At 36.8% G+C, this 21,193-nt stretch carries 24 protein-coding genes and 1 other annotated feature; of the genes, 2 read left to right on the plus strand and 22 right to left on the minus strand.

The window, feature by feature from the left end:
- Window positions 1-2: 2 nt before the first annotated feature.
- Together nadC and nadB are read right to left on the minus strand one after the other, a co-directional pair.
- Window positions 3-833, minus strand: coding sequence for a carboxylating nicotinate-nucleotide diphosphorylase (gene nadC, locus MLD65_RS04590; protein ID WP_243290683.1), 831 nt, complete (start codon window positions 831-833; stop codon window positions 3-5).
- Complete coding sequence (gene nadB / locus MLD65_RS04595) at window positions 834-2,375, minus strand: L-aspartate oxidase (protein WP_243290684.1); 1,542 nt, start codon at window positions 2,373-2,375, stop codon at window positions 834-836.
- 118 nt (window positions 2,376-2,493) lie between these two features.
- Between nadB and MLD65_RS04600 the strand changes: the two genes are divergently transcribed.
- Together MLD65_RS04600 and MLD65_RS04605 are read left to right on the plus strand one after the other, a co-directional pair.
- Window positions 2,494-3,633, plus strand: a complete 1,140-nt coding sequence (locus tag MLD65_RS04600; protein WP_243290726.1) for an IscS subfamily cysteine desulfurase — start codon at window positions 2,494-2,496, stop codon at window positions 3,631-3,633.
- A 4-nt stretch (window positions 3,634-3,637) separates the two neighbouring features.
- A complete protein-coding gene (locus tag MLD65_RS04605) occupies window positions 3,638-4,180 on the plus strand; it encodes a transcription repressor NadR (protein ID WP_243290685.1) in 543 nt (180 codons plus the stop codon).
- A gap of 91 nt (window positions 4,181-4,271) precedes the next feature.
- Here the strand turns inward: MLD65_RS04605 and pheA are convergent, their stop codons facing one another.
- The 20 genes from pheA to MLD65_RS04705 all read right to left on the minus strand — a co-directional run bounded on the left by pheA (window position 4,272) and on the right by MLD65_RS04705 (window position 21,033).
- The gene (pheA, locus tag MLD65_RS04610) at window positions 4,272-5,183 is read right to left on the minus strand and encodes a prephenate dehydratase (RefSeq protein WP_243290686.1); all 912 of its coding nucleotides are present in this window, start codon (window positions 5,181-5,183) and stop codon (window positions 4,272-4,274) included.
- Window positions 5,184-5,199: 16 nt separating this feature from the next.
- On the minus strand, window positions 5,200-5,643 hold the full coding sequence (locus tag MLD65_RS04615; RefSeq protein ID WP_243290687.1) for an ACT domain-containing protein: 444 nt from the start codon (window positions 5,641-5,643) through the stop codon (window positions 5,200-5,202).
- A 51-nt stretch (window positions 5,644-5,694) separates the two neighbouring features.
- Window positions 5,695-6,984, minus strand: coding sequence for a GTPase ObgE (obgE, locus tag MLD65_RS04620; RefSeq protein ID WP_243290688.1), 1,290 nt, complete (start codon window positions 6,982-6,984; stop codon window positions 5,695-5,697).
- Between the two features lie 11 nt (window positions 6,985-6,995).
- Window positions 6,996-7,556 carry a Spo0B C-terminal domain-containing protein gene (locus tag MLD65_RS04625; RefSeq protein WP_243290689.1) on the minus strand — a complete coding sequence of 187 codons (561 nt, stop codon included), beginning with the start codon at window positions 7,554-7,556 and terminating at the stop codon, window positions 6,996-6,998.
- Window positions 7,557-7,971: 415 nt separating this feature from the next.
- Window positions 7,972-8,262 (minus strand): 50S ribosomal protein L27, encoded by a 291-nt coding sequence (gene rpmA, locus MLD65_RS04630; protein WP_243290690.1) that lies wholly within the window; start codon window positions 8,260-8,262, stop codon window positions 7,972-7,974.
- A gap of 12 nt (window positions 8,263-8,274) precedes the next feature.
- Window positions 8,275-8,610, minus strand: a complete 336-nt coding sequence (locus tag MLD65_RS04635; RefSeq protein WP_243290691.1) for a ribosomal-processing cysteine protease Prp — start codon at window positions 8,608-8,610, stop codon at window positions 8,275-8,277.
- A gap of 16 nt (window positions 8,611-8,626) precedes the next feature.
- Window positions 8,627-8,935 (minus strand): 50S ribosomal protein L21, encoded by a 309-nt coding sequence (gene rplU / locus MLD65_RS04640; RefSeq protein WP_243290692.1) that lies wholly within the window; start codon window positions 8,933-8,935, stop codon window positions 8,627-8,629.
- A 14-nt stretch (window positions 8,936-8,949) separates the two neighbouring features.
- Window positions 8,950-9,025 (minus strand) — a sequence feature (ribosomal protein L21 leader region).
- 86 nt (window positions 9,026-9,111) lie between these two features.
- The gene (locus MLD65_RS04645; RefSeq protein WP_243290693.1) at window positions 9,112-10,578 is read right to left on the minus strand and encodes an Rne/Rng family ribonuclease; all 1,467 of its coding nucleotides are present in this window, start codon (window positions 10,576-10,578) and stop codon (window positions 9,112-9,114) included.
- 60 nt (window positions 10,579-10,638) lie between these two features.
- Entirely contained in the window at window positions 10,639-11,505 is an 867-nt protein-coding gene (locus MLD65_RS04650) for a M50 family metallopeptidase (RefSeq protein WP_243290694.1), read from the minus strand.
- Window positions 11,498-12,271 carry a M23 family metallopeptidase gene (locus MLD65_RS04655; protein ID WP_243290695.1) on the minus strand — a complete coding sequence of 258 codons (774 nt, stop codon included), beginning with the start codon at window positions 12,269-12,271 and terminating at the stop codon, window positions 11,498-11,500. Before MLD65_RS04655 ends, MLD65_RS04650 begins: the two co-directional genes overlap by 8 nt.
- A 300-nt stretch (window positions 12,272-12,571) precedes the next feature.
- Window positions 12,572-13,375, minus strand: a complete 804-nt coding sequence (gene minD, locus MLD65_RS04660; protein WP_243290696.1) for a septum site-determining protein MinD — start codon at window positions 13,373-13,375, stop codon at window positions 12,572-12,574.
- Window positions 13,376-13,378: 3 nt separating this feature from the next.
- A complete protein-coding gene (gene minC / locus MLD65_RS04665; RefSeq protein ID WP_243290697.1) occupies window positions 13,379-14,062 on the minus strand; it encodes a septum site-determining protein MinC in 684 nt (227 codons plus the stop codon).
- A 67-nt stretch (window positions 14,063-14,129) separates the two neighbouring features.
- On the minus strand, window positions 14,130-14,651 hold the full coding sequence (mreD, locus tag MLD65_RS04670; protein WP_243290698.1) for a rod shape-determining protein MreD: 522 nt from the start codon (window positions 14,649-14,651) through the stop codon (window positions 14,130-14,132).
- Window positions 14,648-15,535 (minus strand): rod shape-determining protein MreC, encoded by an 888-nt coding sequence (gene mreC, locus MLD65_RS04675; RefSeq protein ID WP_243290699.1) that lies wholly within the window; start codon window positions 15,533-15,535, stop codon window positions 14,648-14,650. Before mreC ends, mreD begins: the two co-directional genes overlap by 4 nt.
- Before the next feature lie 15 nt (window positions 15,536-15,550).
- A complete protein-coding gene (locus tag MLD65_RS04680) occupies window positions 15,551-16,573 on the minus strand; it encodes a rod shape-determining protein (protein WP_243290700.1) in 1,023 nt (340 codons plus the stop codon).
- 130 nt (window positions 16,574-16,703) lie between these two features.
- Entirely contained in the window at window positions 16,704-17,387 is a 684-nt protein-coding gene (gene radC, locus MLD65_RS04685) for a RadC family protein (protein ID WP_243290701.1), read from the minus strand.
- Between the two features lie 54 nt (window positions 17,388-17,441).
- Window positions 17,442-18,008 carry a Maf family protein gene (locus MLD65_RS04690; RefSeq protein ID WP_243290702.1) on the minus strand — a complete coding sequence of 189 codons (567 nt, stop codon included), beginning with the start codon at window positions 18,006-18,008 and terminating at the stop codon, window positions 17,442-17,444.
- An 817-nt stretch (window positions 18,009-18,825) separates the two neighbouring features.
- Window positions 18,826-19,296, minus strand: coding sequence for a DUF7878 domain-containing protein (locus MLD65_RS04695; protein WP_243290703.1), 471 nt, complete (start codon window positions 19,294-19,296; stop codon window positions 18,826-18,828).
- A complete protein-coding gene (locus tag MLD65_RS04700) occupies window positions 19,272-20,135 on the minus strand; it encodes an SAR2788 family putative toxin (RefSeq protein WP_243290704.1) in 864 nt (287 codons plus the stop codon). The genes MLD65_RS04695 and MLD65_RS04700 overlap by 25 nt, the downstream gene beginning before the upstream one ends.
- Window positions 20,136-20,148: 13 nt before the next feature.
- Window positions 20,149-21,033 (minus strand): S8 family peptidase, encoded by an 885-nt coding sequence (locus MLD65_RS04705; RefSeq protein WP_243290705.1) that lies wholly within the window; start codon window positions 21,031-21,033, stop codon window positions 20,149-20,151.
- Between the last annotated feature and the right edge of the window lie 160 nt (window positions 21,034-21,193).

Here is a 21,193-nt window from a genome sequence, read left to right on the forward strand (position 1 = left end):
CCCTATTTTACATTTAAGCTAATATCCAATGATTTGACAGAATGAGTGATACATCCAAGTGAAATGTAATCAACTTTCGTATTTCGATATTTTGCCAAATTATGAAAACCAATACCACCTGAAGCTTCCGTAACAATATGGGACGGTGTCATTTCAACAAATTTCAATATTTCTTCTGGTGTTCGATTATCAAACATGATGATGTCAGCATTTACTCTAATTGCTTCCTCTAATTGCTCTTTTGATTCAATTTCCACTTCAATTTTGACCATATGTCCAATTTGTTCACGTACCATTTGAACAGCCTTTGTAATGGATCCACAAAAAGCAATATGATTATCTTTAATCATGACTCCATCATATAACCCAAGGCGATGATTGTATCCTCCGCCACAACGAACTGCGTATTTTTCAAACATTCGAAGTCCTGGAGTCGTTTTTCTTGTATCACAAATGCGCGTATGTTCATCATTTAATACTGTGACCGCTTTATTCGTTATCGTCGCGATACCACTCATACGTTGAATGAGATTCAAGATGACCCGTTCTCCTTGCAGAATAAACCGTACAGGTCCTTCAACAGTAGCAATCTGATCCCCTTTCTCTACGTAATCTCGATCACGCTTGAACAACGTAATATTCATCTTAGAACTTAATAATTCAAAACCTGCTTGAATAATTTTCTCACCGGCAAAAATACCGTTTTCTTTTGCAATAATGACAGCAAAACCTTTTTCATCATAAGGGAAAATCGTTTCTGTCGTAATATCATGTTCACCTACATCTTCTAAAAAAAATTGCGTTAATGATTTTTTTATCTTTACATCATTCAATTATCTCACCCCTATTTGTTCTCGCCTTGAAAATGAAATCCGCTGTTGTCTCCACACTTCATTTTCGGTCGGATAGTCGCACCTAAAATGCCCGCCACGACTTTCCGTTCTCTTTAAGGCTGATTTCGTCATAAGCCATCCAATTGTCAGCATATTGACAATCTCGACTTCCTTTTTTGTGAAAACATTCACATTATTAGTAAAAAAAGTTGGTTCACTGACAAATTGTTCAAAAAATGAAAGTGCATGTTTTAAACCAGTCTCTGTTCGCTCAATCCCAACATAGGTTGTCATAATCGATTGAATTTCTTTTTTTGACGGTAAAGCGAATCTAGTTGCTCCACTTTGAATGAGTGTACTGTTTTTCCTATCTAACGTCCCATTTTCAATGATAGATGCTAACTGACGTCCGAACACGATTCCTTCTAGTAATGAATTACTCGCTAATCGATTCGCTCCGTGCACACCCGTACAAGCGACTTCACCTACTGCATAAAGTCGATCGACAGTAGTTCGGCCGAATAAATCAGTTTCGACCCCTCCCATTAAAAAATGCATACCAGGCGCTACTGGAATTAAGCCAGATTCAAGATCAATTCCTTCTCTTAAACATAAATTTGTAATGGTCGGGAAACGACTTTTGAACGATTGGATCGATGAAATGTTTAAATAAACATGATGTCCTTTTAATCTTTCAAATTGCATCGTCCGAGCTACAATATCCCTTGGTGCTAAATCTTTTAGCAAGTGTACTCCTTCCATAATTGGCCGCCCGTTTTCATCTACTAACGTAGCTCCTTCCCCTCTTACAGCTTCTGACACTAATCCTTTACATACACCGTTTACATACAGCATTGTTGGATGAAACTGGGTAAATTCAAGATCAATTAAACGTGCCCCCGCACGATAAGCCATCGCCAGACCGTCCCCAGTCATAATGGAAGAATTCGATGTTACTTCAAATAACGCACCACAACCACCTGTTGCTAAAACAATATGAGCACCTTTATATAAAACCGCATCATGATCATCACGATGCTTTGCCCATACTCCGATGGCTCTATTGGTATCTATTGCAATATCGGTCACCATTACATGCTCGATCATAGTAACTTTTTCATTCACTTTTTGTATATAAAAATTAATGAGCTCTTTTCCAGTTGCATCTCCACCTGCATGAATGATTCGCGGCTTTTGATGAGCCCCCTCCATTCCATACTGAAGCTCACCTTGTTCATTCGTATCAAAATTCATTCCTTGTTCTATAAGCATTTCCATTTCGTGTTGAGCTTTTTGAACAAGCAGTTCAACAGCATCATGTGAATTATGAAAGCATCCTGCGTATCGTGTATCTTCGTAATGATATGTCCAATGATCATCTTTTCGTATAGCTGCTGCAACGCCACCTTGCGCAAGACTTGAATTACTTGTACGAATGGCCCCTTTCGTTAAAACGAGAACGTTCAATTTTTCACATAATTGTGAAGCAACAGCTAGTGCGGCAATGCCACTTCCGATGATGATACAATCGTAATGAGACATATTAGCCCTCCTGTAAAATTACATCTGTCTTGACACCTATATTTACATAAAACTACAATAATGACAAGAGGTTTTATGATTTTTCTTTTATCCCACTCTTAAGGAGAGAAAAACATTGATGTATTTTGACTATGCAGCTACAACACCAATGAGTAAAATAGCGATGGAGGCATTTATCGAAGCTTCTACACACGCTTTCGGAAATGCCAATAGTTTACATGATCTAGGTGGCAAATCAAATGAATGGCTGACAGCTTGTCGAAGCACCTTAGCCAACATCATTGGTGGAAAAAAAGAAGGGGTTTATTTTACTAGCGGGGGAACGGAAAGCAATCTTTTAGCCATTGCAACGTTGTTAAATAGCGCTCCTTCTCAAAAGAAACATATTGTGTCTTCTCATTTAGAACATTCTTCTATAAAAAATCATTTACAAGTTTTACAAAATAAAGGATATAATGTAACCGTTGTTAACAATGATTCATCCGGTTTGATTTCTGTTCAAGCTGTTGAAGAATCATTAAGGGATGATACCGCCCTTGTTACGATTCAACATAGCAATTCTGAAATCGGTATTATTCAGCCTATTGAAGAAATTGGCACAATGCTTAACAAGCGAAAAATTTTGTTCCATTCAGATTGCGTTCAATCTCTTGGAAAAGTACCGATCGATGTTTCGAAAATAAAAGCTTCCGCCTACTCTTTTTCTAGTCATAAATTGTATGGACCAAAGGGTGTTGGAGCTGTTTACTTTGACCCCAGCATTCAACTGAATTCGATTATACCGGGAACAACACATGAAAATGGACTGCGACCTGGAACGGTAAATGTCCCTGGTATATGTGCATTTGTCACTGCCGCAAAAGATTATTATTATCATCGAGAGCGATATTTCAATCACTTTCAACAATTGAGAAAGTACTTCTTACAGGAAATAAAAAATGAAGCTTTACCATTTGAAGTGATTAACGAAACTTCTGTTCATACACTCCCTCATATCATCGGATTAATTACGCATTCTTTTGAGGGTCAATATGTTATGCTTGAATTGAATCGAAAAGGATTTGCTATATCAACTGGTACTGCATGTCAAGTAGGGAACACACATCCTTCTCCTACACTCATTTCCATCGGTGTAAAAGAAGAAAATTTACACCAATTTATCCGGATTTCTTTTGGGGTTGAAACGACGAAAGAAGACGTTCAAAAACTCATTCAAGCGCTTAAAGAAGTAGTACCGATTGAAATTGGAAAGGGATGACAAAATGAAAGATCAAAAAGTATTAGGAGAAGAAAGAAGAAAGCTTATTATACATTGGCTTAAAAATGAAAAGACCCCCTTAACAGGGAGTACGTTAGCAGCGAAAACAAATGTTAGTAGACAAGTAATTGTCCAAGACATTTCTTTATTAAAAGCAGGTGGTGAACCGATTATCGCAACAAGCCAAGGCTATATATATTTACAGGAAGTTGACACGGCACCAAAACAAGTAGAACGCTTAGTCGTATGTAAGCACAGTCCAGATAAAGCAAAAGAAGAGTTACAGTTAATGGTCGATTTCGGTGTAACAGTAAAGGATGTCATAGTCGAACACCCAGTTTACGGAGAAATAACAGCATCTATTATGGTTAGCAATCGAAAAGAAGTGGACGACTTTATGATGAAAATAAAGGCGACAAATGCTTCATTCTTATCTGAATTAACAGAAGGTGTTCATCTCCATACATTACTTGCGCCAAATGAAGAAGTACTCGATCAAGCATGTGAAGCATTATCCAATTACGGATATTTACTACATGAAGATTAACATTTTAAAGGGGCTTATCCATAATCGAATTTTCGTCAATGGATGCCCCTTTAACTTATAAGAATACTTCAACATTCTCAATTTTCCAGTTTTAACGGTTTTCCCCTTTGCGAACTGCACCATTTAGATTATTAAAAATAGATTCTGATATTTGAAAAGAAGGATAACTTCCTAGTACTTTTGTTGTACACCCTAGTGCTTCTAGTTCGGCAATCGCTCCAGGTATTAATACATCATCCATCTTTGATTCAATATCAATAATAAATAAATAATCTCCTAGCCCTGTTTTCATTGGACGAGACTCAATTTTTGACAAGTCTAAATTTCGCCATGAAAAGGCGGATAGCACTTGATGTAATGCCCCAGCTCGATTCAACGGTAATGTAATGACTAACGTTGTTTTATCCCCATTCTTCTCCAGATTTCGTTCATTTATTAGCGAATATTGTTTTTCAGGATGGAGAATAACAAATCGTGTATGGTTATGGTGATAATCGTGAATATTACGTTTCACAATATGCAAACCATATTCTTTAGCAGCTAAAGCATTCGCAATAACAGCAACATTTTTATCTGGGTTCTCATGAATGTACTTTGCAGCGGCACCTGTTGATGTTGCATAATCATATGAAACATAAGGTAGCTCTTGATGAAGAAACTTATGACACTGTGCGATGGCGTGAGAATGGGAATAAACACGTTCGATTTGCTCCCAACTGTCTTTCCGACACGGATGAACCATCAAATGCTGTTCGATTGGGGCAATCAATTCACCAACGATAAAAAGCGGCTTTTCATGAATTAAATAATCAATCGTTAAATTAACTGAGCCTTCTAAAGCATTTTCAATGGGAATAACAGCTAACTCAACGTCCTGATTATCCACCGCATCCATATTACTTGGTATTGTATGGTAAGGAATTAACTCAACATCCGAACCGAAAAAGCTTAATACAGCTAAGTGTGTAAATGTCGCTTTCGGTCCTAAATAGCTCACTTTCATGCTTAACTCGTCCTTCCTATGCTCCTGAACTTAAAATTTCTACCTTTTCTACAAATTCTAATTTACGAAGCTTGATCAGTAAGTCATGAATATCTTCTTTAATCCCATTTGTATTTAATGATAACGTAACATTTGCTCTTCCCTGTAACGGAATCGTTTGATGAATCGTTAGCACATTACAACCGGATTCCGCTACGAGCGATAGTAAATTCGATAACGTCCCGGCTCGATCTTCTAGATGGAAAAATAATGTAATGATTTTTTCTTTTACAACGGTATGGAATGGAAAAATGGCGTCGCGATATTTATAAAAAGCACTTCGACTCATATCAACTCTTTGGACAGCTTCTTGTACAGATACCGCTTTCCCACGTTCCAGCAGCTTTTTTACTTCTAACGTTTTCTTCATTGCTTCTGGAAGTACGTCTTCCCTTACTAAATAGAAAACCTCGTCCTTCATAGACCGATTCCTTTCCCCATTATTTATTAGAGGTGGTATCATATCCACCTCTTATTCGATAAATTCAAATTCAAATTCAAGTATTCGAACAATATCTCCATCTTTTGCCCCTCTTTCACGTAATGCATCGTCAACTCCCATTCCACGTAACTGACGGGCAAACCGTCTTACGTTTTCATCACGAGTAAAGTCGGTCATATTAAATAGTTTTTCAATTTTTTTCCCTGATAGAACGAATGCACCGTCACTATCACGTGTAATCTCAAAATTCGGCTCTTCTTTTTTGTATTTATATAATACACGATGTACAGACGGCTCTTCTTCTACTTCATTTAGAGGGAAGTCTGGTGTTTCCTTAAGTAAATCGGCAATTTCAAACAATAATTCGCGAACACCTTCACGTGTTACCGCTGAAATGGGAACGACTTTTATACCTTCATCTAGTTTCTGTTTAAATTTCTTTAAGTTTTCTTCAGCATCAGGCATATCCATTTTATTGGCAACTACGATTTGCGGTCTTTCAGTTAAGCGTAAATTGTACTGTTTTAACTCTTCATTAATTGTGACAAAGTCCTCATAAGGATCCCGCCCCTCCATCGCAGACATATCAATAACATGGACAATGACTCTCGTTCGTTCGATATGGCGTAAAAACTGATGACCGAGTCCTACCCCTTCATGGGCACCTTCAATTAGCCCTGGTAAATCAGCCATGACAAAGCTTCTGCCGTCATCCGTCTCAACGACTCCTAAATTCGGAGCGATCGTAGTAAAGTGATATTCTGCAATCTTCGGCTTTGCACTTGATACAACCGAGAGTAACGTTGATTTCCCTACACTCGGAAAGCCGACAAGTCCGACATCTGCTAATAATTTTAGCTCTAATACAACGTTACGCTCTTCACCCGGCTCCCCTTTTTCACAAAGCTCAGGGGCTGGATTTGCAGGGGTTGCAAATCGTGTATTTCCTCTTCCCCCTCTTCCTCCTTTTGCGATAACGGCACGCTGACCATGTTCCGTTAAATCTGCCACAACCTCTTTCGTATCTTCATCCATCACTACCGTTCCAGGTGGAACCTTTACAACGAGAGGTTCTGCATTTTTACCGTGCTGGTTTTTAGACATTCCATGTTCGCCACGTGGAGCTTTAAAATGCCTTTGATAACGGAAATCCATTAACGTACGTAAGCCTTCATCTACTTCAAAAATAACGTCTGCTCCTTTTCCTCCGTCACCGCCAGCCGGACCGCCTTTTGGAACATACTTTTCGCGACGAAAAGCGACCATGCCGTTTCCACCATCGCCACCTTTTACATATATCTTAACTTGATCGACAAACATATTTTTTCCTCCTACAATGCTTCTTCGCTGTCTACCGTTACATGAACGGTTACTTCATTACGATCACATGTCATTTGTTGTATTTTCATCCTATCGAATGGCTGAGTTGTTAAAAAAGCGTTGATTTCATCCGTTTCCTTTAGTATGCCTTGAAAACTAAATGAAAAACGAGCTCCTTCTTCACGATCCGTCTCGATCGTTAGCATCATTTCATGGTCATGTTTCGGTAAAGCTGCCACTTCTAATAAGGAAAATAATTTCTTTGCCCATTTCGTTAATGGCACATCCCATGTTGATAAATTTAAAACATCCCCTAGTACGACGTATTCAATTTTTACGTCTGACTTCAACCAATTGTACGTTATGATGTATTCTGCAAATGAATTCATATGTAAATTACTTAACTTCGACTCATGTTGAGCCTCAATTACAATTTCATCAATAATTTCTTTTGCTCGATCATATTTTTTTAACGCTAAATTTCCTTTTAATAATTGTAATTTGTTCATCCAATCGTGTCTGGAGTGGCTTAATATCTCAACAATACTCCATGATTCTTCTCTCTTTTTCATCTTCCCACTCCTAACCCACTCAATCTATTGTTCATTCTACGTGTACAAAAATTATATCAAAGTTTTAGGATGAAGATAAGGAGAAACTTCATGATAATTATCAATGTTCTCTTGTATCGGAAGTATAGTGATTCAAGAAAAGGACAAATTGTGAATGAAAGTTTATATAGTAGAGGATCGAACAATAACAAAGTACAAAAGAGCAGGGCGCCTTGTTCAGCCTCAGGCAAAAATGTTCTTCACCCTAGAAAGGCGCTCTTTGCCTTTAATGGATGAAGGATATTTGACCTCGAGGGGATAGCCGCTGTAGTTGAGCATTGCAGAACCCATTTACCACTGAGAACTTTATCAAAATGATATAAATTCTACTACTACAAAGAAAAAACCCTAACCAAAAAGGTTAGAGTTTTCGTCATTACGCTTCTTGAGCTACAGGATATACGCTCACTTTTTTCTTGTCACGTCCATAGCGCTCAAAGCGTACGATACCGTCTACTTTTGCGTATAAAGTATCGTCTCCGCCACGGCCAACGTTTACACCTGGGTAGATTTTCGTACCACGTTGACGGTAAAGGATTGAACCACCAGTTACTAATTGGCCATCAGCACGTTTAGCTCCAAGGCGTTTAGCAATAGAGTCACGACCGTTTTTCGTAGAACCTACACCTTTTTTAGACGCAAAAAATTGAAGATCTAATCTTAACATTTAGTCCACCTCCTATGATATTGTATCGTGTATACGAATATAATCTTCGTAATCTCGTTCAATTGTTCGTAAAGAAACGAGCATTCCCTCTAACAATAGCTGAACCTTTTCATTGCTCTTAGAATCAAGATCATCAGGAAGTTCAACTTGTAAAAAGCCTTTATCATTCATTTGAATGACCGGAACAACACCGACTATTTCTTCCAATGCATTTACTGTCCCAATGGAAACAGCAGATGCACCAGCACAAACAATATCCTTTCCAGGATCATCATAGTAAGCGTGACCGGACATTTTAAATGAACGAATCAATCCGTCTTTCGAACGGTTAATATTCACTTGTATCATACGCAACAGCCTTTAATTAAGCGTTGATTTTTTCAATCACTACTTTTGAATATGGCTGACGGTGACCTTGCTTTTTACGTTGATTTTTCTTCGCTTTATATTTGAATACGATGATTTTTTTCGCACGACCTTGCTTTTCAACCTTAGCTGTAACAGTCGCACCTTCAACAGTTGGGTTACCAACTTTTACATCGTCTCCACCTACGAAAAGAACTTTGTCAAAAGTTACTGTTTCGCCTTCTTGAGCGTTTAGTTTCTCAACGTAAACCGCTTGTCCTTCTTCGACTTTAATTTGTTTACCACCAGTTTCGATAATTGCGTACATCCTCTGCACCTCCTATTTTTACTCAGACTCGCCAAAACAGGTGTCGGAAGTCTCCGCGCTTAAACCTATTCTGTGCGGTTGTAGCACAGGTGGGTGCTACAAACCATAACATATTGATATTATCAAAAATCCATGATTATTGTCAATAATAGATAATCATATTCTTTTGTATAATATTACTTATATCGCTTTTCCAATTCACTTTGCTCTCCTTCGAATTGGATTTTAAACGTTAATACACTTGGATTAGGGACTAAAATAATCTTCATGTTTAACGCCTTTTCAAGAGATTTTACAAGTTGTTGATTATCCTCTACGTACAGCGAACAAACCTTTGGGTGAGTTTCGATAAGGACAGCTTCTACATCACGGTTTCGATATTCTAATAGCTTCCTCTGTAGTTGAAACGCTACTGTTTCCGAAGAGGTAATCGTACCCGTTCCGGAGCACGTTGGACAATTTGTCGTCATCATTTCAGAAAGTGATTTTCTCACCTTTTTTCTCGTTAGTTGTAAAAGATTTAATTCTGTAAAACCAAATACTTTTGTATACGTCCGATCATGAAGGAGCTCTTTCTTTAAAACTTGTAAAATTTCTTCTTGATCTTTTTTTTCTTTCATATCAATAAAATCGATTAAAATTATGCCACTAATATTGCGAAGCCGTAGTTGTTTCGCAATTTCACTAGCTGCTTCCTTGTTTGTTTGCAAAATCGTGTCCCGATATGTATATTTTCCAGAAAACTTCCCCGTGTTTACATCAACAATCGTCATGGCTTCTGTTTCTTCTATTACAATGTAGGAACCATTCTTCAACCAGACGATCTTTTTCAATGCCTTTTCTATTCCTTCGTTAATACGGTAATAGGAAAAAATATCCTCTCGATTCGTATAAAACGTCAAGGTTAATTGATCATGCTCTTTTACATATTGTTTTATTATGGAGCCTACATGAGCTTGATCATAGATAATTTCATCAATTGTATAAAGAGAAATTTCTTGAACAATTTGCTCAATAAAACTGTTTTTTCGGTACAATAGCATGGGGGATTTTCCTTTTAATGATATTGCGGAGTGGAAGGATTGCTTTAAACGATTGAATATTTGATGAAGTTTATCATTTTGGTACCGAGAAGCTTCTGTGCGAATAATCAGTCCCCCTTCATTCAATGCTTCATTCGCAAATTGTTCAAGTCTTGTTCGCTCTTCTTGATTTGTTATTTTTTTTGAAAGGGCTACATGATGCTCAAATGGTTTATAGATGATTGATGAGCTTTTAAATTCTAAGTTCATTGATAGTTTCGGTGCTTTCTGATGATCCCCTTCCTTTATGATTTGAACGATCACGTCTTCCCCTTCTCGAATAAAGGATGAAATACTTTTATTTTCATTCGATGGATTTTCTTTTATAGCCCTCATATACGCTAAAACATCATTTCGATGTAAATATCCATTTATTCCATTGCCAATGTCGACAAAAGCCGCTTGTAGCCCTGGTAATACTTTTTGCACTCGACCAATATAGATATTCCCTGGCGATATCTCATTTTGAACTTCTTTAATAAAAATTTCGGCTAGTCTGCCATCTTCAAGTAAGGCAATTCTTTCTTCATCTGTTACGGCATTTACAATTAGCTTCCTCAAAACGAATTCCTCATTTCTTCCTACACATTTTCTTCATTAACTCATGTTTTACCGAAATCGTCAATAAACATACGCCAGCTCACCCATTCTCGCATTTGTACGTTTTTCTTTAAAAAAAGCATGCAATACTTCATTTTCATCAATTTGAAATTTTTTATTCCCATTTTGATAAACGATAATGGGATGTTTACATCCTCTTTGAAATTTCAGAAGCACTTCGTACAAAAATTCCTCTTCATTCACTTCCAGTGGCTTTAACGACAAAAATTCATGCTTTTTCCCATAGTAACGTTCCATTAAAAAGCGAATATAAGCATATTTTCGTTGTTTATACTCAATATATAACGAGTACAAAATAAAGCCGATTATGAGCCATAAATTGAGCGCAAAAGGAGCTAAAAAAACTAAAGCTAGCACCATAAGTCCTAATATCGCACTTGAAGCAATGATAACCATTCGATGAGCTATCGAGAAGGGCCGAATATGGGAAAACCATAAAAAGAGCAGTTTCCCTCCATCTAGCGGCCAAATTGGAATTAAATTAAAGACAAAGATCGATGCATTAAGTAACGTAAATAACTTAAACGTATCAACAGAAAGGATATTCATTTGAAAAAGAAGATACACAACTAGTTGCATCGGAATATGTTGCAGCGGGCCAAACAATGTAACAAATAGATCTTCTTTAAATGGACGATTGCCATGCTCATCTACTTCGACAACACCACCAAATGGCAACAACATGATCGTTTTCACCCGCCATGAAAAAAAACGGGCACATACGGCATGGCCCATTTCATGACAAAATACAATCAAAAAAAGCATACAAAGTTCCTTAAATTGAGCTGTCACAATACTCAAACCGGCTACAATCCATAAAAGTGGGTGAATGTGAACTTTTAACAATAACGAAGTATATTTACTCAAATGATATCACCTGATTCGGATCAATAAACCGATCCCCTTTTTTTATCGCAAAATAAAAAGTACCCTGTTCTCCTTCACTTTGTTTCACTTGGCCGATTGTTTTCCCCATTTCGACAAAATCATAAAGGGCAACATCAATTTCCTGTAAGTTTCCATACCACGTCTCCGTTCCATCTGCATGCTGTAAAACAACCGTCAGCCCTGTTTCTTCCATTTTCCGCACCTCAATGACCATTCCTTCATTCATCGCTTCCACCTCTTTATCCGTTGTTTCCACTGTTATTCCTTGGCCATTATCTTCAAAGGTTTCTAGCACCCTTCCAGAAGCTGGAACCGCGTATTGAGGAGATTGATTCGAATTAGAATTTGTTTCAGAGGGCGAAAATAAAGCAACCGGATTACCAAATCGTTCCTCATACCATTTTGAGACGGCTGCAAATTGAAATTCTGTTTCCATTATATTTTGAACAGTTTGTTGTGCTTTTTGAAAAGGTGGTTGATTATTTTTGTCGATAATGGCCGTAATCAATACAAGGCATGAGGCAATAAGTAATTTCAACATAAATAAATCGGAACGAAATAATGGGTGAATTCCTTTTGAAGAACCGTCTTTCGTATGTGAGGCGGTTGATTGAAAGCCGTACGTATCCTCTTCAGTTGTAATGTGCCGCTTCGTTTCTAGATGGTCATGATTCGTTAGTATTTGGGATCGCTCACGTTTTCGTTTTGCGATTCTTCTTTTTATTTCTTCCTTACGGCGATTCATGATTGTACATCACCCTTTTTTTCATGTTTGTACAAGTTTATGCCTTGTCCTTACCTGTTATGACTTTACTCAAAATCATATCCGCTTTTGTCATGAACAACAAAACAAAAGCGCAGGGCGAGTTTTTAGTCGATGTTGACTTATCGTACGGATGAAATGGGAAGCTTGCAAGCCGCTAACACCCGGAGCTAGACGCAAAACACGATGAACAAAATTGTCCAAAGGTTGGAATTTTATCATTTTCTTCACAACAAAATAAAGCAATCTTCATTGGAAGATTGCTTTAAATATAAGGATTCATTAAACTTTAACTCCGAAAAATCGTTTAATTTTTGCGAATACACCTTTTTCTGGCTCGTCAAAGGCAAGGAGCGGAACAGATTCACCTAAAATTCTCCGGGCAATATTTCGATAGGCAATGGATGCTTTATTATCAGGGTTCATAACGATTGGTTCACCGTTGTTTGAGGCTTTTATTACGTCGTCATCATCGGCAACAATTCCAATTAGATCAATCGATAAGTGTTGAACAATTTCATCGACTTCCAACATGTCTCCGTTTTGAACAAGATGGTTACGAATACGATTGATGATGAGTTTTGGCGGTTCTATATCTTCCTTTTCTAACAAACCGATAATTCGGTCTGCATCTCGAACAGCAGAAATCTCAGGTGTTGTAACAACAATTGCCTTATCCGCACCAGCAACTGCATTCTTATATCCTTGCTCAATCCCAGCAGGACAATCAATAATAATATAATCATATTCTTGCTTTAACCCTTCAATAAGCTTCGCCATTTCATTAGGAGAGACAGCTGACTTATCACTCGTTTGGGCTGCAGGTAATAAATATAGTAAACCATCAAACCGTTTATCTTTTACAAGTGCTTGATGAAGCTTGCAACGACCTTGCACAACGTCTACCAAGTCGTAAATGATCCGGTTCTCTAACCCCATGACGACATCTAAGTTTCTTAGTCCTATATCCGTATCGACTAAACAAACTTTTTTTCCGAATATAGCCAATGCCGTTCCAAGGTTAGCGGAGGTTGTCGTCTTACCCACTCCACCTTTACCCGATGTAATGACTATTGCCTCACCCATTATTCATTCCCCCTCAAACCTAGTTAAATTGGGTCTAAGATGTGATAGTTGTTGTAAACGTTCAATGACTATCGCATCATCGTCTATATAAGCACACTCCATTGATCCACTCACATGTTGATGATGCTTTTCTTCTTGCGGTCGACTTAGTACGTTTGAAATGCGAAGCTGTAATGGAGCCATAATGGATGCCGCAATGACCGCCTCTCGGTTACCCTCAAATCCTGCATGAGCATTTCCCTTTAAAGACCCCATTACAAAAATATTTCCAGTTGCTATAACTGTTCCTCCTGGATTTACATCTCCTATTAATAATAAATCTCCATTTATTTTAATAACTTGTCCAGAACGAACAATTTTTGCAATCGATACAATTTCTGTTTCCTGTTTCCATCTCTTCGCTTCTTCTTTTGTCATGACATTCGATTCGATGGACTGCACGAATAAGTTTCGTTTTTTCCGGATTAACGTTTTTATTCGTTCTTCCTGCTGTTCCGTCAAATAACGGTTCCCAACTTTTAAAATAACCCCAATTAACGGACTATCTTCTTGAACATATTGCCGTTTTGAAAGTAATATATCCAATTCCCGCTCAAGGTCTTTAAACGAGCATGAATCGTCTAAATATAAAGTTAATCCATCCTTTGTCCCTTTAATCGTTACATAATATTGTTTTTGAGCTTTCACGAAGTTCACCTCAACACAAAAACTATTTCGACATTTGATTTTAAAATCCCTTTAAATTCACCATAATTTAATCTTCATTTTGTCCTAACTGCAAGCTCAAAATAAATTGTTTAAATGGATAGATTAACAATAAAGAGACTAAAACATTAACCGCTAACGTAGGTAAGAGCCGGCTGTTTATGAATGTATGCAAATCAAGTTTCGTCACACCGATCGCCAAATAAATTCCGTAAGTATAAAATTCTAAAATCGAAATGGACACCATGCTTAATAAAACGAGTACGAATGCATTATTATGAAAAGCTCTTAAAGCATGCCTCGTTAAAAAAGCTAAAACAGGATAAGAAAATGTGTAAATACCTATGACTTCTGTGTAAACGACATCATACAAAAAGCCGAAAAGAATCCCGCAAAGTATACCGAATCCTTGGGTTGTGTAAGCGGTGACCGCGATAATCGCAACAACTAAAAAATGCGGAACCACAACCTGTTGTTCGGATACAAATGGGAGTGGGATTAAATCAACAAAAATACTCTCAATGACAAATGTAATAAATATCGCAAACAGAAGAAAAAAACGCTTAATCATTCTTCTTCTTCCTCTTCCGTTGTGTCATTTATGTCGACAGTTGGCATATCTCGCTTTACTACCATCACATGTTCAATATTATAAAAGTCTGCGGCTGGTTTAATATAAGCAATTTTCGATAGCCCATAAGCATCCGGTTCAACTTTAATGACTTCTCCTATTGGTAACCCTTTAGGAAAAATACCGCCTAAACCAGAAGTCGTAACACCGTCTCCCTTTTTAATTTCCGTATCTGATTCAATAATTTTCATCTCTAGTGCTTTTAGTTCGGTATCGAAGCCTTCGATTAAGCCAAATACTGCTGCTTTTTCCGTCGTTATTAAAGCAGAAATTCGATTTTCACGATTTGGGGCACTTAATAATTGGACCGTTGACGTAAATTGACTCGTACTTTTCACTTTTCCTATTAATCCTTTTGCCGTCATAACAGCCATATCTTTTTCAACACCATGAATCTTACCTTTATTAATTTTAATTAAATCGTTCCACTGATCAGGGTTACGCACGTAAACCGTTGCTCGAATCGATTCAAAATCACTTAAATCTTTTTCATTCATAATATTTAGTTCTTCTTTAAGTTTTTTATTTTCTAACTCTAAGTGTTGAATGCGTTCTTCTAGTTGCATATAACTGTTAAGCTGGCTCCGTAATATTTCATTCTCTTCGTATGTAGTTAATAAGTCATTGACATTTTCAAAGAAGCCCGCTACATATTGAGCGGGCCTATGAAATACACTTTGGACAAGTCCAGTCGTATCTTGAATAAATTCCTCAGGCCAAGAAAGATTTCGATCCTTTTTAAAGGAAAAACCAATCAATGCCACTAGCAAAATAACACCTACGAGCAAAAGGATTAAACGTTTATTTAATAAAAATTGTGGCATGATTTACACCTCTAACTACCTGTGATCTTTCGCTCGATTTTTAAATAAATGAATGTGGTCCAACGCCTTACCTGTACCAATCGCTACACAATCAAGCGGATTTTCCGCGATAAGAACTGGCATGTTCGTTTCTTCACTAATCACTTTGTCAAGATTTCGTAATAAAGCCCCTCCACCTGTTAATACAATTCCTCGATCCATAATGTCCGCTGCTAATTCTGGTGGAGTTTTTTCTAACGTATTCTTAACAGCATCCACAATGGCATAAACCGTATCATGTAGCGCTTCAGAAACTTCTTTCGCTGATATTTCGATCGTTTTCGGTAATCCCGTTAATAAATCACGACCGCGTATTTCCATATTATCTATATCTTCAGAGGAGTCAGCTGAACCAATTTCCAATTTAATCGCTTCAGCCGTTCTGTCACCGATCATTAAATTGTACGTTTTTCGAATATAATTAATAATCGCATCATCCATTTCATCTCCGGCAAGACGGATGGATTGGCTCGTGACGATACCTCCTAATGAAATGATAGCAACTTCCGTCGTTCCTCCACCAATATCAACAACCATACTACCTGTAGGCTCCCAAACTGGAAGGTTTGCTCCGATTGCTGCTGCAAAAGGTTCTTCAATTGTGTAAGCATCCCGAGCTCCAGCTTGTCTCGTTGCATCGATTACAGCACGTTCTTCTACAGCCGTAATGCCTGACGGAACACATACCATAATATAAGGTTTACGTGAAAATAATCCTTTATTTTTTGTAGCTTGCTTTATGTAATACTTCATCATCGTTGCCGTTGTATCGTAATCAGCAATGACTCCGTCTTTCATTGGACGTAAAGCGACAACATTACCAGGTGTACGACCAATCATATTTTTCGCATCGTTTCCAACTGCAACAATTTGTTTCGTATCTGTTTGTAAAGCAACCACAGACGGCTCACGAACGACAACGCCTTTCCCTTTTACAAACACTAAAGTGTTAGCAGTTCCTAAGTCTATCCCAAGGTCTCTTGTACCAATTCCTAACATGAACTGTATCTCCCTTTCTGATCGAATTGACATCCATTTCGTTTTATTTTTATTTAAAAGGTCAATGATTTTCTAATTTCAAAAAAACCCATAAACATTATTATAACGTAATTTTCTCAAAAAAAAAGTGTTACAAATATCCTTTTTCTTTTAAACTCACATATTTTTGCTCTCCAATGATAATATGGTCTAACACTTCTATGCCTATGAGTTTCCCACATTCCGATAAACGCTTTGTCACTTCTATATCTTCTCGACTTGGCGTTGGGTCACCTGATGGATGGTTATGCATGCAAATAATTGAAGCGGCTGAGCGCTTTAAGGCTTCTTTAAAAACTTCTCGAGGGTGAACAATAGAGGCGTTTAAACTTCCGATAAACACGGTTCGTTTTTGAAGTACTTGATTCTTGGTGTTTAAATAAAGGCATACGAAATGTTCTTGTGTTAAAAAGCGCATTTCTTCCATTACATAGTTTGCAGCATCCTTCGGTGAACGAATTGCATATCGCTCTTGGAAGGTTAATTGATGAACTCTCCTACCTAGTTCAAGTGCGGCCATTACTTGTACGGCCTTCGCTGTACCGATACCAGGTATGCTTGTAATTTCTTCAATTGACGCATCTTTCAACATTCTCAATCCGTCAAACTGTTTTAAAACTTTGTTAGATAAATGGAGTACAGACTCATTTTTCGTTCCTGTTCTTAGCAGAATTGCTAAAAGTTCATGGTTTGATAAGCTTTCTGGACCTTCATTCATCATTCTTTCTCTCGGACGATCATTTTTCGGGAAGTCACGAATCGATAATGGTTTCATTAATAACGTTATCCTCCTTATCTATTCATCCCTTCCCTTACCGGCATTGATTTTTTAAAAAGGAAAATGGAGATTTTTTAACTGTCGATATACGGATGCGATCGGTAAACCGACTACATTAAAATAGTCCCCTTTTATTTCTTTTACAAAAAGTGATCCAAACCCTTGAATTCCGTATGCCCCTGCTTTATCAAACGGTTCCTTCGATTGAATGTAGGATGAAATTTCCTCTTTAGATAGTTCCCAAAAAGTCACTTCTGTTTCCTCATAAAAATTAACATGTTTTTCAAGGTAATGAATGGATACACCTGTTAACACTTTATGTTTTTTCCCAGACAATGAATGGAGCATTTGAAAGGCATGCTGTTCATCTTTCGGTTTTCCTAAAATTTGATTTTCGTACACAACAATTGTATCAGCTCCAATTGTATAGCACTCTGGATACTGTTTAGCAATCGATGAAGCTTTTTGAAAGGCTAAAGATTGAACAATTTCATCAGGTGACTGACTGTGGTCAATTTTCTCTTCAATATCACTTCCCATCACTTCAAACGGAACTCTTAATCGCTCCATGAGCTCTTTTCGACGAGGAGAGTGGGATGCTAACAGTAGTTTTTGCATTGTCTTTCTCCTTTCAATTTCAATCAGAATAGGAAGACACACCTTGTATATTACCAAATAGGCTATTATTTCTCAATATTTGAAAATTTGATTTTTCCTTCAATTCTATTGGCCCATATTCGGCACCTCAGAATTATGAATGTCCTATTTTCTAAGGTGCCGTTTATAAAATCCATCTATTCACATCTCTCTCGACGTTTTTCTAGATTTTCCTTTCTTGTTCGACAATCATAATCGAGTTCACCCCAATTTTAGCTTACTTTGGTTGATTTTCTGCTTTCTTCGACACATACATGGAGAGATCATAGCCGGCCAGCTCTAGAATTCGCTTGCTTTGCTTTCAAGCGGGTGCCAGGTGATAAATGACAGCGGTTCTTGTCCCATTCAAGCTGTTCGTTTATTTTTTCAAATCCTATCTCATCACAAATGGCAGAAATCAATTGAGAGGTCCAGCCGAAAGTGTCAAAATTTGATCCGTCTGTGTCATCGGAATCATTCCCCCACAATCATTCATTAGTGATATTTTTCGAGGAGGAGGGAACATTTCCCTTCAAAAATCAAATTTCTTAATTTGGCACCTGCCGAATGTGGGATAAAGCTATTAAGTCAGTGCAACTTGGACGATTTGTACAACTGGAAAGATGAACGGTTAATACCGATTGTATCGGTAATATATATTTCAACATAAAAAAGCCGACTCAAATTTTACTGAGCCGGCCGAGACGCTAATAGCAAGGTATTGTATATAGCGTCTTCATGAATCTAATAAAAAATGCATTTACTAACGGAAATCCGCATTTTGTCATTCGGGTTATTATTAATACTCCTTAAGGGGTACCTTATCTATGTATGTTTTTAACTTAATATTATAATGACTTTCTATATCTTCCCCCAATTGAAAACATAGAGATTTTAATTTTTCAACAATATATTTTAAATCAAACACATTATAAATTTTTTGTACTTCCCAAATGGAATTTATTCGTGCTTTTTTATTAAAAGGTAATAACGATATAATCGGTTCGTCTTCATCATATTCAAGCGAATAATATCTGAATTCTGGAACTGTTCCTTTTTTCTCAATATTAGATATCCATTTATTTAAATATAAATAGAATTCTAATAAAGCAATATTTTCTTCAAAATACAATTTATCATTTATTCTAATTTTGAAGTCCCCTTCAATTCGAAATGCGGTAGAAGAGTCTTTTCTTAATCTTTTAGGAATATCTGATTCATTTGAAGTAAATTGATAAAAAAACTCTATTTTATTGGATATGCTGTCCATATTATGCTGTCCCACCCTATAACAATCTTTATTTTTGTTTCCCCCTTAGTACCAATCTTTTTACCAAGATCTGCAATGATAATAAATGATAATTTTTTACTATCATTTAGGGATACAGAAACATTTTTTGAGTTCAAGGCTTCTTTTATCCATTTATTTACTTGACTCTTACTAGTTGTATTAAATTTACGATAATTACCACCGGCATTACTTAGATGCTTGTTACTCACTGAAAAATTTGCAACTTTTTTTATCGCCTTTTTAATTGCTTGATTCTTAAAAGTTTTAATGAGAAACTTCTTTCCGTATTTCTTTATAGCCCACTTAATACCATATCTAGCTACCAATCCGACTATTATTGCAGGTGCAATAGATGCTTGGGCGTCAATAGTATTTACTTGATAAGACTCTCCAGTTTTTCGGTCAATAAAGGTTGCTACAAAATCAGTTCCCACAATTTCCTCAAACACAACGTTAAAACTTTGAGTAGCTTCTTGCCCATTTTCTAATTCTGTGGTACCAGTGAGTGTTACTTCACCAGTTCCCTCATCAATACTCATATCGGTGTTTATTAATAAATCTTCTGTCTCGAGTTCGGTTGAAACTACCACTTCATCGTGTGAGACTTCCTTTACCTTCATCTCAATATCTTCTTCTAAATCTACATTTAACTCTTCTTCAATATTAACCTCATATTCCTCTCCATTACTTTCTTCAACTCTAACATTATCATTTCCAGTTTCAATAATATTCTCACTAGAATTTGCACTTGAAAAACTTGGCATAATTCCTGAAATCATCAAGGTTAAAACTAGTATTCTTATTAAATAACGTTTCATAACAATACTCCTTTTAGTTACAAATAATCAATCCATGTCCAAACTCTTTATCATATCCACTCACACCTAAATCCAAGGTATGTGCTTGTAACAATTCTCCTAAATCTATACTATCCTTATTATTTTTAGATAGTAAACAGGCTATAGAACCCGTCGCAAAAGCAGTTGCAAAAGAAGTGCCATTAAATATGCTATAATCTCCGATATTGTTAGTTGATTTTATATTCACTCCTGGAGCAGAATAATCAACTTTTCCACTAGCAGAAAAGGGGTCTTTTTTTAACTTATCGTTAATTGAAGTTATAGATAATACATTATTATATTTCGCTGGATAGTCAACATAAGTGCCAAGCGTATTCCCTGCTGCAGCAACAACTATAATGTTTTTACTTATTGCCTTATTGATCACTGACTGTAGTTCATCATAGTCTTTTTGAAATCCGAAGCTTATATTAATGATGTCTACATTCTGTTCAATACTCCAATTAAGACCTCTTACAACATTTTCAATATTTCCTTGCCCATTCTCATCTAACACTTTAACATCATATAATTTAAAATTTTTATTTAATACACCACGAATGTTTTCTCCACGCGCAGCGATAACCCCCGCAATTGCAGTCCCATGCCCAAAATCATCTTTAATCTGTACATCTGGATTAATGGCATTAAATTCCTCAAATAATATCCCTTTGAATTCTAAATGAGTTTTATTGATACCACTATCAACAATCGCTATCTTTATTGGCTTTAGAGAGTTAATGTTAGATAATGGGCTAACTAGATTTACTCCCCACATTCCCTCTTCTTGCATCTTTTTTTCTGGAAAACTACTAATATATATAAAGAGGGAAAAGCAAACTATAATTAATAGTAACAATAATCCAGCCTTTTTCATTTAACACCTCCTCACAAAGAAATTAATTAATTACTCAAACTTCGCATACTGAAATCGGCAAATAAGCCTTGATATAGTTAGGTAAGGCTGCTACCCATTGCTGTAGTTGACTTTGTATTAGTTTTTTGATTTTTCGATTTGACTTTTTAAGGACATCTTC

This window comes from Bacillus sp. FJAT-47783 (genome assembly GCF_022808615.1).
Lineage (GTDB): Bacteria > Bacillota > Bacilli > Bacillales > Aeribacillaceae > Bacillus_BZ.